Source organism: Flagellimonas lutimaris, assembly GCF_003581615.1.
In the GTDB taxonomy this organism is placed as follows: Bacteria; Bacteroidota; Bacteroidia; order Flavobacteriales; family Flavobacteriaceae; genus Flagellimonas; species Flagellimonas lutimaris.
Map to the genome: position 1 here is coordinate 811965 of NZ_QXFH01000070.1, position 11631 is coordinate 823595.

Annotated in this window: 7 protein-coding genes; all 7 read right to left on the minus strand. The window is 43.9% G+C overall.

Annotated elements, in window-relative coordinates:
- Positions 1 to 6: 6 nt before the first annotated feature.
- The 7 genes from D2V08_RS08095 to hutI all read right to left on the minus strand — a co-directional run bounded on the left by D2V08_RS08095 (position 7) and on the right by hutI (position 11631).
- Positions 7 to 2307 (minus strand): FdhF/YdeP family oxidoreductase, encoded by a 2301-nt coding sequence (locus D2V08_RS08095; RefSeq protein ID WP_119607528.1) that lies wholly within the window; start codon positions 2305 to 2307, stop codon positions 7 to 9.
- A 5-nt stretch (positions 2308 to 2312) separates the two neighbouring features.
- Positions 2313 to 2681, minus strand: a complete 369-nt coding sequence (locus tag D2V08_RS08100; RefSeq protein ID WP_119607529.1) for a DUF7009 family protein — start codon at positions 2679 to 2681, stop codon at positions 2313 to 2315.
- 40 nt (positions 2682 to 2721) lie between these two features.
- Positions 2722 to 5721 (minus strand): DNA polymerase III subunit alpha, encoded by a 3000-nt coding sequence (locus tag D2V08_RS08105; protein WP_119607530.1) that lies wholly within the window; start codon positions 5719 to 5721, stop codon positions 2722 to 2724.
- A gap of 60 nt (positions 5722 to 5781) precedes the next feature.
- The gene (gene dinB, locus D2V08_RS08110; protein ID WP_119607531.1) at positions 5782 to 6996 is read right to left on the minus strand and encodes a DNA polymerase IV; all 1215 of its coding nucleotides are present in this window, start codon (positions 6994 to 6996) and stop codon (positions 5782 to 5784) included.
- A 418-nt stretch (positions 6997 to 7414) separates the two neighbouring features.
- A complete protein-coding gene (gene hutG, locus D2V08_RS08115) occupies positions 7415 to 8386 on the minus strand; it encodes a formimidoylglutamase (RefSeq protein WP_119607532.1) in 972 nt (323 codons plus the stop codon).
- 4 nt (positions 8387 to 8390) lie between these two features.
- Positions 8391 to 10394 (minus strand): urocanate hydratase, encoded by a 2004-nt coding sequence (hutU, locus tag D2V08_RS08120; RefSeq protein ID WP_119607533.1) that lies wholly within the window; start codon positions 10392 to 10394, stop codon positions 8391 to 8393.
- Positions 10395 to 10404: 10 nt separating this feature from the next.
- Positions 10405 to 11631, minus strand: a complete 1227-nt coding sequence (hutI, locus tag D2V08_RS08125; protein ID WP_119607534.1) for an imidazolonepropionase — start codon at positions 11629 to 11631, stop codon at positions 10405 to 10407.

An 11631-nucleotide genomic window follows, 5' to 3' on the forward strand; every position in this document is an offset into this window, starting at 1 on the left:
TAAGTATCAGGAAACTTTTTCTACGGTTACTTTGATTGATTTACTGATGGGTGTCTGACTCTTGTCCGCAAAATGATTGTAGGGAACCAATAAATTGGTCTCTGGAAAATAAGCGGCCATATTTCCCTTTGGTATTTCGTAGGGTATAACTATGAATTTTTCGGCGGTTCGCTGAATCCCATCATAATTACTGTGGAGATTGACAACATCTAATTTGGTCAACCCCTTTTCAGTCATATCTTTTTCATTCATAAAAACGACTCGGCGCTCGTTGTGGATACCACGATAGCGGTCGTTCAATCCATAAATAGTAGTATTGAATTGATCATGGGAACGAATGGTCATCAACAACAATTCATCAGGTTTTAATTGATGGTCGGGCAATGAGGTAATCGATAACTGCGCCATCCCATTGGGAAGCATGCGAAAATCACGCTTACGAACGTTATTGGGCAAATAATACCCAAATCCTTTAGATTGTTCGCTGGTATTCTCAAATCCTTTTACGGTCTTATCAATGAGTTTTCGGATAAGGTTGTAATCCTGCCCCAACTCATACCAATTCATGGAATGGTTGCCCCTAAAATAAGTGTGTGCCAATAGTGAAATAATTTCAGGCTCGCTTTTTATTTGTTCCGAAGCGGGTTTCAATAATCCTTTGCTCTGGCGTACTTTCCCAGTACTGCTCTCCATGGTCAAAAATTGGAGTTCCCCGTTCTTCTCATCTTTTTCGGAACGACCAAAGGTTGGCAATAGCAAGGCAGTTTTACCTGTCACCAAATGACTTCGGTTCAGTTTGGTACTTATCTGAACCGTTAAATCACAATTTTGAATGGCCTCTGCAGTATATGTTGTATCGGATGCCGCCATTAAAAAATTGCCGCCCAAGCAAATAAAGACCTTGGCCTTTTTCTCGTGCATGGCCTCGATAGCTTCCACAGTGTCATATCCCTTTTCGGTAGGTGGATCAAAATTGAGGTGCTCTTGAATTCGGTTGTTCAAAGTTTTGTTCACATAATGCATAATGCCCACAGAACGATCTCCTTGCACATTGCTATGCCCGCGTACAGGACAGGTTCCTGCAAAAGGTTTGCCTATTGCGCCCTTCAGCAACAAAATGTTTACGTATTCCTTAATACACTCTACCGCATTTTTATGTTGGGTAATCCCCATAGCCCAACAGATGACTATTTTGGAGTTCTCTGCCAATAATTCGGCTACCTTGTCTATTTTGCGCATATAGACTCCAGTCCGTTGTTGGAGACTTTCCGTATCGTAGCGCTCAAGGTCTTTTAAGAGGTCATCATAACCATCAACATATTCCACAATAAATTCATGGTCGAGCACATTGGAAATTTTAGCATCGAGCGCAACCAATTTTTTTAAGATGAGCTTGGCCAAGGCAATATCCTCATTGATTTTTACAGGTAAGTGGATATCAGCAATAGGTTGTCCGTTCCCCAACATATCCGAAACACTCTGTGGGTTTTTAAAGTTGACCAATCCCGTTTCTGCTAATGGATTTATACTGATGATCTTGCCACCGTTCTTTTTGCACTTTTCCAAGGCCGATAACATTCTTGGGTGATTGGTTCCTGGGTTTTGTCCCACCACAAGAATAACTTCCGCTCCATGCAAATCATCAAGTTTTACAGAACCTTTACCGATCCCCAAAGTTTCGGAAAGTGCCACTCCGGATGATTCGTGGCACATATTGGAACAATCGGGCATATTGTTGGTGCCGAAAGCACGGGCAAACATTCCGTAGAGATAGGCAGCTTCATTACTGGATCTACCTGAGGTATAAAATATCGCCTCGTTCGGATTGTCCAAACGATGTAATTCCTCCGATATTAATTCAAAAGCATCTTGCCACGTAATGGGCTCATAGTGTATGCTATTTGGTTTGAGAAGCATCGGCTCTACAATCCTTCCTAATTTATTGAGTTCAAAATCGCTTAATTGAGAAAGCTCTTCCACGGAATGTTCTGCAAAAAACTCCGCACCGATATGTTCTCTGGTTGCTTCGTCTGCCAATGCTTTTGCTCCATTCTCGCAGTACTCCGCAATTTTTGATGGATGTTCGGGAACGGGCCAGGCACAACTAGGGCAGCGAAAACCATTCTCTTGGTTCATTTGTGACAGGGTGTTCATGGAACGTACTATGCCCATTTCCTTAAAACTGTGACGTAATGCTTCTTTTACGCCTTGGAAACCAGCGGAAGTTTGCATGGGCTCCTTTAGACGAAGCCCCGTGAATTTAATTTCCCCGGTAAGGGAGACATTACGTTTTATTTCTTTTTCCATCGTGGTTAATGTTGCAGTTTTGGATTGGGATAATTGTCCGATTGGTCTTCATCCCTATTTTCAAGGCAGGTAAAGTCTTTTTCCAATAATAAATGCAGTTTTTTTCCTGTGGAAAGCTCCATTTCATGTTCAAAACCAATGGTGTCGTTGTGGAACCATTTTTTTCCATCGGCCTCGGGAACCATCATCAGTATAGTATTATTGGAGTATGATGCTTGTAGATTTTGGACAGAGGACATCAACTTAACTTGATATTGAAAAACGTTCGGTCCAAATTCGGCGGTTTCCTTTACCGAACCCATTTCAGATAATTGTTGTACTTCGCTTTGGGTCAATCTAAATCGTATGGAATTCCCTTTGATTCTAATTTTCATGCACTGGTTTAATTCGCTTTCCTAAGTTACGGTATTCCGTTCACTTGTTCGAACCAAACAACTTTTTGCTTGTCCTCATATCGGCATATCGGGGGTCTTGGATGTAGTTTTCTTTTTTCATTTTGATAACTTCAATGCTCAAAAAACCAAACTCTTCCACCACTTTACCATAAAATCGATAAATACCCTTTCCCCGAAAATAATATTTGGCCGCAACAGGAGGAAAGAGTACCGTATCGAACACTTCGCCATGCTGGTCCACCAAAGTCGCAAAATGCATGCGCTTGCCGTGATGCGTGGAGGTATTTTTTAGGGTGACCAGATACCCATAAATGTCTATGTATTTGTTGAGGTGCCGTTCCATATCTTTTTGTCCGTTGGTGTTTTTGGGAGGTTCCTCCAAAAGTTCAAAAGGACTGCAAAGGCAGAACCCCAAAAGTTCCAATTGCTCAAAAGCGGTCTCCAAGGCGGTGGTGTTCAGTTGGGGCATTTGAAATTTTTGATGCCTCGGTGGAAAAAGCTTCGGGTGTTCCAATCGGTCGTTTTTTGAAAGCATCAAATGGGCCTTCCAAAGCAGTTCGTGCTTGTTGATTCCCGTAAACCGGAAGGCATCGATACGAATCAGGATAGAAAGTTGTTCCATGCGGATGAACACGCGGTCCAGAAAATCTTCCAGAGAAGTAAAACTTCCGTGAAGCATGCGCTCTTTTAGGATGCGTTCCATGACCCTGCTCTCCAGATCACGGAGGTACATCATTCCCAAATAAATATGGGTGCCATAAATGCGGTTTACGGCCATACTTTTGTTCACACAGGGCGGATAAATGGTGGCACCCATCATACGGGCATCGTGCACATAGAATTCTGAACGGTAAAATCCACCTCCGTTGTTGAGCACTGCCACCAAATATTCCAAGGGAAAATAGGCCCTCAAAAATAAACTTTGATAGCTTTCCACGGCGTACGAAGCGGAGTGCCCTTTGGCAAAAGCGTAGCCCGCAAAACTGGCCACTTGGTTCCAGATTTCGGAAATCATGGATTCCGAGTAGCCCTTTTTTCTGCAATTTGAAATAAACTTGTCTTGCACTTTTTGGAATTTGGCCCGCGAACGGAACTTGCCGCTCATGCCCCTGCGAAGCACATCGGCCTCGCCAAGGTCCAATCCCGCAAAATGATGGGCCACTTTGATTACATCTTCTTGGTAGACCATCACACCATAGGTGTCGGGCATAATCTCCAACATAATAGGGTGTGCTTTTTCCTCGGTTCTGCCCTTGTTGCGATGCCGCAGGATGTATTCTCGCATCATACCACTTTTGGCCACCCCAGGACGGATAATGGAACTGGCGGCCACCAATCCCAAATAATTATCGACCTGTAGTTTTTTCAACAACATGCGCATGGCGGGCGACTCCACATAAAAACAACCCATACATTGTGCGGTTTTGATGAGGTTATTGATAACAGGGTCTTTTTTAAAACCTTTGATATCGTGAATATCGATACCATTATATTTTTCAGGTTGATTGTAGGCGACAATTTCCAAGGCCTCTTTGATTTTACCCAATCCGCGTTGACCAAGAATATCAAACTTATAAAGCCCTACATCTTCGGCGATTACCATATCGTATTGTGTTGTGGGAAATCCTTTTGGTGGTAAATGGGTGGCCGAAAACCAATGTAAAGGCTTGTTGCAAATTAAAATGCCCCCAGCGTGAATACTCAGATAATTGGGTTTGCCCTTAAGCAAGCCGCCATATTTCAGGACGAGTTTGGAAACGTGGTCTAACTGTTCTATGGCGTATCTTCCCGTCAATAAAAAATCAATGTCTTGGGGCGGGAGCCCAAATACTTTCCCCAACTCTCGGACAACGCCACGTTCTTTAAAAGTGACATATGTTCCGAGCAGGGCAACGTGTTCAAAGCGTTTAAAGATGTATTCCGTCATGGCAGGGCGGTCCCTCCATGAAAAATCAATATCAAAATCAGGTGGATTGGCTCGGTACAGGTTGATGAAACGCTCAAAATAAAGATCAAGCTCCATAGGATCCACATCGGTGATGCGGAGCAAGTAGGCCACAATGCTGTTGGCGCCACTTCCTCGACCCACGTAAAAAAAATCCCTTCGCCTTGCTTCGGAAACAATATCCCAATTGATCAAAAAATAGGAGACAAAACCCATTTTTTTGATGAGCTCCAATTCTTTTTTCAATCTGCTTTTGATGGAGTCGTTCACCTCTTCATACCGATAGGGGAGTCCTTTGGCACATAGTTTTTCCAAGAGCTGTTCGTCCTCTTCTACGCTTCCTAGATACGTTTCAAGGTTTTGAGGTTTTCTGTCCTTGGAAAAATCAAAATGGATACTGCACTTGTTGAGCAGTTTTTCCGTGTTTTCCAGAATAAAAGGAAATTCAGAAAACGCAGCAGCCAGATTTTGGATAGGGTACATTTTCTCTTCCTCGTTTGCTTCTTCTTCCTTCGGAAGTTTACTCAGCAGTACGTTATTATCGATGGCCCTCAGTAATCTGTGGGCATTAAAATCTTGCTTGTTCCGGAAAGTAACGGGTTGCTGCACCACCAATTTGTTTGTAAGAGAAGCCAATTTCGAGAACGGAAGTCTGCGTAAATCTTTAATGGAGACTCCGATGAACTCATGACCCTGAAAATGATTCAGTTCGTTGAGCAGTACCTGTTCAAACGGATATACTACAAACGCATTTGTAAAAGCAGGCGCCCTATCAGGAATCTTAGATTTATCATGAAGGTGACGGGACAAAAAATCGTTCAGTTCCAGATAGCCCTCGTTGTTTTGGGCAATCCCGATAAAGCAGGGTTGGACCCCATTCCTAAAATCGATACCAAGAATGGGTTTCACGTCAAATTCGGGCGCCTTTCGAGCAAAATTCAGTCCCGCTGAGGTGTTGTTGATGTCCGTGAGCACCAATTGGGTCACGTGGTTTTCTTGTGCCAACTGCAATAGCTCAACCTCCGAGAAGGTCCCGAACCGCAAACTGTAATATGTGTGGCAGTTTAAATACAATTGTCAATTTTCAGTTATCAATTACCAATTGTTTAATGTTCATTGGAAATTGCTCATTGTTCACTGTTTTCTGTGAGCCAAAACCACAGGCGGTTCCCCGTTAAAGGGATTGTGCATGCTCCCGATGGTTTTTGCGCCCATGGCGGAGGCGCGCAACACGCTTCGACTTCCAAACCGATTGCGGACATGATCCATGGCTTGGGAAAGGTTTAAGGTCTCTTCGGTATCTTCAAAAAGATTGATTTGGTAGTTGCCCGACACCAAATGGCTAAACCGAATTCCGATAAGACGAACCAACATTCGTTTATTATATAGTGAATTGAACAGTTCCAATATTTTGGGAATAAGGGTGTGGTCTGCACTCGTGTAGGGAATGCGCGATTGTTTGGAATAGGTGTTAAAATCGGAATACCGAATCTTCACGGCAATACAGGCCGTTAATTTATCGCCCCGACGCAATTGGTAGGCCAGATTTTCGGTCATAGCGATCAAAATGCCTTTCAGTTTTGTGACATCGATGGTGTCTCGGTCAAAAGTCCTTTCGTTGGAGATGGATTTTCGCTCGTGAAACGGAACCACGGGAGTATTGTCTATGCCATTGGCCCTTTTCCAAATTACCCGACCGTTGGCACCCAGTACCCGTTGCATAATATCCACGGGCATATCCTGAACGGTTTTTACCTGCCGTATCCCCAGATTTCTTAGAGTTTGATAGGTTTTATCGCCCACCATCGGAATCTTTTTGATGGAAAGCGGAGCCAAAAAAGGCTTTTCCAGACCAAAGTCTATCTTAAGTTGATTGTTGGGCTTGGCCTCGTTGGTCGCCACTTTGGAAACCACTTTGTTCACTGATAGCCCAAACGAAATAGGCAGGCCTGTTTCCCGAATGATTTTCTGACGCATCTCCGTAGCAAATTTGTAACAGCCAAAAAAACGATCCATGCCAGATAGATCGGCATAAAATTCATCAATGCTCGATTTTTCAAAAAGGGGAACCTGTTCCTTGATGATTTCCGTAACCACATCCGAATACTTGCTGTAGGTGCCTGCATTGCCACGAATCACCACGGCTTCCGGGCAAAGTTCCTTGGCCATTTTCATGGGCATACCGGAATGCACCCCAAACCCGCGGGTCTCGTAGCTACAGGCTGCTACCACACCACGGTCGCTGGTGCCGCCTACCAATAAGGGCTTGCTTTTAAGCTCTGTATTGATGATACGTTCCACGGACACATAAAAAGTATCCAAGTCTAGATGCAAAATCGTTTTTTTCATTGTTTAGCTGAAGGAAAGCTAAATTATGGAAATATTCCTATAAAATGGAAATAATCCATAAAATAAATATGAACAACTTCTGCTGTCTTTATTTCGGAAAAATCATCATATCTTTGTCTTGTTGTGTTGGATTTCAATCACGATGATTGGAATCAGGTTGAAGCATCAAACTGATGCTCGCCAATGAAAGGCTTTCCATTTGGAAGGCTTTTTTTGTTTGTGGTGGGGAGTAAAAGAGTAAATGTGGATGTCACCTTACTACCAAAGGTCTCGACTACGCTCGACCTGACAAATAACAAAGCATTTGTGGTAATTCGTGCAATTCGTGTCAAGCCAATTATATTTCCCTGAACAATAGATTCTTCGCAAAGCCCGTCTTGAGCGTAGTCGAAAGGCTCAGAATGACAAATAAGTACCGTTAACTTTCCGAAACAGCGTGTGCCACATGGTGCACTAAAGAAGCAGCTAGTTTTGCCGTTTGCCCATCCACATCATATTTTGGGTTCATCTCGGCGATATCCAGACTGATCAGTTTTCCTGAACCGATAATCGTTTTCAAACATTCTAGAACCATATATGGGCTAAAACCCATGGGCGAAGGGGCACTAACCCCAGGAGCATAGGCGGAGGAGAACCCATCCAAGTCGATAGTTACATAAATATGATCTACGTTCTTGGCAAACGCGTTGATCCAAGTTGTGATTTCGTTTAATAGTGGAATTTGAAAGGTATCGTTCATCACATAAATGACATCAAGGTCTCTGGCCGTTTGAAAAAGGTTTCTATCGTTGGCATCTTTTCGAATACCCAGACAGAGGTAATTAAAATCAATGCCTTCTTTTTCACAGTTCTTGGCAATCTGATAAAACGGAGTGCCCGAATTACTTTGTTCCGTGTTTTTCCTCAAATCAAAATGTGCATCAAAATTGATGATGCCTATAGTCTGTCCCTCTTTTTTGGCATCCAGATATTTTTTGATGCCGTTATAGTGACCATAAGCCATATCGTGTCCGCCCCCCAACAGAATGGGAAACTGTTTTTTCTCTAAAAGGGTCGTGACTATTTCGGCAAGTTGTCCTTGGGCAGATTCCATATCGCTATTGGTGCAAGTAACCGAACCCACATCGTGCAAAAGAACGTTGCTCCCCAAATGGTTGGGCATTTTTCCAAAACTACTTTTAATTACGTTTGGTCCATCCGCGGCCCCAACACGGCCCTGATTCCGGTGTACCCCTGCATCGCAAGCATAGCCCAAAAGAGCAATGGATTTTTTCTGGGCTTCAGGAAGTTCCTTCAAAGGCGTGCAATGCACTTTTTCGTGCAGGTATAGCCATTTGTTGGAGACTCTACCAGTCCAAAGTTCTTTTTTCGGGAGTGTGTAGTGTTTCATTACATTAAAAAAGGTCGTCCAAAATATCCCTTTCTACAAGATAAGGCAAAGTTACTTTTAAATTGGGAGAACGTTCCATTTCCCGTTCAATGGCAAAGCGAGCTTCCTTGTTTCTGGCCCAACTTCTTCGGGAAATTCCATTGTTCACATCAAAAAATAACAATTTCTTCAATCGGTTGGATGCCTCTTCGGAACCATCGAGTACCATTCCAAATCCACCGTTGATTACTTCTCCCCAGCCAACACCTCCACCATTATGGATGGAAACCCAAGTGGCACCTCTAAAACTATCGCCAATCACATTTTGGATGGCCATATCGGCGGTGAACTTGCTGCCATCATAAATGTTGCTGGTCTCCCTAAAGGGAGAATCTGTTCCGCTCACATCGTGATGGTCCCTCCCCAAAACTACGGGAGCACTAATTTCTCCTTTGGCAATGGCCGTATTGAAGGCATCTGCAATCTTGCTTCGTCCCTCTGCATCGGCATACAGGATTCTAGCCTGTGAGCCTACTACCAATTTGTTTTGTTCTGCCTCCGAAATCCATTTGATGTTGTCCTGCATCTGCTGTTGGATTTCTTCTGGCGCTTCAGATTTGATTTTTTTCATTACTTCAAGGGCAATGGCATCGGTTTTTTGAAGGTCTTTTGGGTCGCCCGATGTACATACCCATCGGAACGGGCCAAAACCATAATCAAAACACATTGGACCCAAAATATCCTGCACGTAGGATGGATACCTGAAATCAATATTGTTCTCGGCCATTACATCGCCACCTGCTCGCGAAACTTCCAGCAAAAAGGCATTTCCATAATCAAAAAAGTAGGTGCCTTTTGCCGTGTGTTTGTTGATGGCATTGATTTGTCTTCGCAACGATTCCTTCACTTTTTCCTTGAATGCTTCGGGATTTTCCACCATCAAGGAATTGGATTCCTCAAAAGAAAGTCCAACCGGATAATAACCACCTGCCCAAGGATTGTGCAAAGAGGTTTGATCGGAACCCAAATGAATAAAGATGTTCTCTTCGTGAAAACGTTCCCAAACATCCACCACATTGCCGATGTATGCCAAGGAAACTACTTCTTTGTTTTCCACAGCTTCTTTGGTTCGCACGGCTAATAAATCTAAATCGACCAAAAGTTCATCCACCCAACCTTGGTCGTGTCTTTTTTTGGCAGCTTCGGGATTGACTTCAGCACAAATGGTAATACCCCCTGCGATATTGCCCGCTTTGGGTTGAGCACCGCTCATACCTCCCAATCCTGCGGTCAAAAAGATTTTTCCTTCGGGCAATTCGTTTTTCTGCAATACTTTACGAAAAGCATTCATTACTGTGATGGCCGTTCCGTGAACAATACCTTGTGGACCAATGTACATATAGGAACCAGCCGTCATTTGTCCGTATTGGCTGACACCCAATGCATTGAAGCGTTCCCAATCGTCGGGTTTGGAGTAATTGGGAATCATCATACCATTGGTGACCACCACTCTAGGTGCTTCTTTAGATGATGGGAAAAGGCCCATCGGATGACCTGAATACATGTTAAGGGTTTGCTCTTCGGTCATTTTGGCCAAATATTTCATGGTAAGCAGGTATTGTGCCCAGTTTTGGAAAACCGCTCCATTTCCTCCGTAGGTAATGAGTTCTTCGGGATGCTGTGCCACCGCAGGATCCAAATTGTTCTGAATCATCAGCATGATAGCCGCAGCCTGATGTGTTTTGGCAGGGTATTCCGAAATGGGCCGTGCATACATCTCATAATCGGGCTTAAACCGATGCATGTAGATACGGCCATATTTTTTTAACTCTTCGGCAAATTCAGATGCTAGCTCCTTGTGCCAAGCTTCGGGAAAATAGCGTAGCGCATTCTGTAGGGCCAGCTTTTTTTCCTCTTTGGAAAGGATGTCCTTTCGTTTTGGCGCTGGATTTCCATTTTTAGGGTATGCCTTTTTGGGCGGAAGTTGCTCGGGTATTCCTTGTAATATTTGTCGCTGAAATTCAGTCATGATTCAATTTTTAGTGGATGGGCGTTCCCTTTTTCCAAACCTCGCTAGGCTTTAATTGCCCTTGGTGGTAAGTGATTTCTTGGTAGTTATCCGTTGGGAAAAGAACAAAGTCAGCCTGTGCCCCAGCTTCCAGTTTTCCTCGGTCGGCTAACCGTAAAGCAGCTGCAGCCCTCGCAGTGATACCTGCCAAAACCTCGGTGTTAGAAAGCTTTTCAAAGGTTCCTAAAATACTGGCTTGCGTCAATAGGTCGCCCATGGGGGCAGACCCCGGGTTGTGGTCGCTGGCAATGGACAAAGCTCCACCTGCATCCAGAATTTTCCGTGCTGGCGTGTAGGCGCATCCCAAACCGATGGATGCTCCTGGCAAGGCGGTCGCAATGGTGTTGCTCTTTGCCAATAATTGAATTTCCTTTTCGCTACTGGCTTCTAAATGGTCGGCGCTTACTGCATCAAAATCTACGGCAACCTGACTGCCACCCGTAGTAAATTGGTCGGCGTGAACCGTAATGTCGAACCCAAGTTCTTTGGCTTTTTGGAAATAGGGTTTGATTTCTTCGGGAGAAAAAGCACTTTCTTCCACAAAGGCATCCACCCGATGGGCCAAGTTTTCCTCTTTTATGATGGGGAACAATGTGGAAATAATTTCATCAAGATATACCTTGTCCTGATTCCAATCTTTAGGCTTCATATGGGCTGCCAAACAGGTCGGAACCAATGTAGCACTCGAGCTTTCATTGGCCTGCTTTATGGCGCGTAGCATTTTTAATTCTTCATCCACGGAAAGGCCATAACCACTTTTCACCTCAATAGTGGTTACACCGTTTTTGAGATGTTTTTCACTTCTGGAAATAATGCCTTCCACTAATGCTCCTTGTGATGCCCTTCGAGTTTGTGTTACCGTATCCCAGATACCACCACCTGCTTTGGCAATTTCCAAATAGGTTTTTCCGGCATTTCGATACGCATAATCCCTAGCACGCGTACCTCCAAAACAGATATGGGTGTGGGAGTCCACAAATCCGGGCAAACAAACATATTGACCTTCGATATGGTGCACATCGACATCATCGGATTTCAACTCGTCAAAAACACCAACTTTGAGGACTTTTCCTTCGGAAACTAAAATACCCCCGTTTTCAATGATGGGCAGTTGCTCATCTTTGAGCGCTCCTTTTAATGGGAGTCCTGTCATGGGGAGTAATTGGGTAAATGGTCCTATTAATAGTGGTTTGTTCAT

Bases quoted from the DNA above. Each gene is read 5' to 3' on its own strand.
- D2V08_RS08095 (WP_119607528.1), bottom strand. From the start codon at position 2,307: ATGGAAAAAGAAATAAAACGTAATGTCTCCCTTACCGGGGAAATTAAA.
- hutU (WP_119607533.1), bottom strand. From the start codon at position 10,394: ATGACTGAATTTCAGCGACAAATATTACAAGGAATACCCGAGCAACTT.
- D2V08_RS08100 (WP_119607529.1), bottom strand. From the start codon at position 2,681: ATGAAAATTAGAATCAAAGGGAATTCCATACGATTTAGATTGACCCAA.
- dinB (WP_119607531.1), bottom strand. From the start codon at position 6,996: ATGAAAAAAACGATTTTGCATCTAGACTTGGATACTTTTTATGTGTCC.
- hutI (WP_119607534.1), bottom strand. From the start codon at position 11,631: ATGAACAAACCACTATTAATAGGACCATTTACCCAATTACTCCCCATG.
- hutG (WP_119607532.1), bottom strand. From the start codon at position 8,386: ATGAAACACTACACACTCCCGAAAAAAGAACTTTGGACTGGTAGAGTC.